Consider the following 408-nt stretch of genomic DNA (forward strand, 5'->3'; position numbering starts at 1 on the left):
ACCGCCTGACCCACCTCGCGCGCTTGCGGTATTCCAAGGTCCCACGCACCTATCCAGTCACGTTGGATCGAAGCCGAAGTCCTGTGGTAGGTAGCCGATCCTCTCTCGGACAGCTCGGGCCTGCCGCTCGCGGTCGACCACCACATCACCTACACGAACCGACCCGTTGCGGGGCGGCATAATCGTGGCGAGGGTCCGCAGCAGGGTGGTCTTGCCCGCACCGTTTGGCCCGAGTAGCGCTGTGATCCCCGGGTTCAGCGTGGCACTCAGGCCATCGATGATAGTGGATAAACCATATCCTTGTGCCAAACCATCAATGACGACGCTCATCAACTTCCTCTGGTCATTGAGCCTTTCCGGGTAAGGCTCTGATCACCGGGCGTGGTGTCCGGAACGGTCAAGATGTGT

The 408-nt window shown here is 60.5% G+C and carries 1 protein-coding gene; it reads right to left on the reverse strand.

Features of this window, described 5'->3' with window-relative positions:
* Window positions 1-57: 57 nt before the first annotated feature.
* Window positions 58-330: an ATP-binding cassette domain-containing protein gene (locus tag ACFHWU_RS29460; protein WP_416592346.1), complete on the reverse strand. Its 273-nt coding sequence runs from the start codon at window positions 328-330 to the stop codon at window positions 58-60.
* Window positions 331-408: the final 78 nt, after the last annotated feature.

It is taken from the genome of Micromonospora sp. LOL_015, from assembly GCF_048060275.1.
Classification (GTDB): Bacteria; Actinomycetota; Actinomycetes; order Mycobacteriales; family Micromonosporaceae; genus Micromonospora_E.

What these genes read in the sequence shown, in the direction of transcription:
- ACFHWU_RS29460 (WP_416592346.1), bottom strand. Translation starts at nt 330, where the DNA reads ATGAGCGTCGTCATTGATGGTTTGGCACAAGGATATGGTTTATCCACT.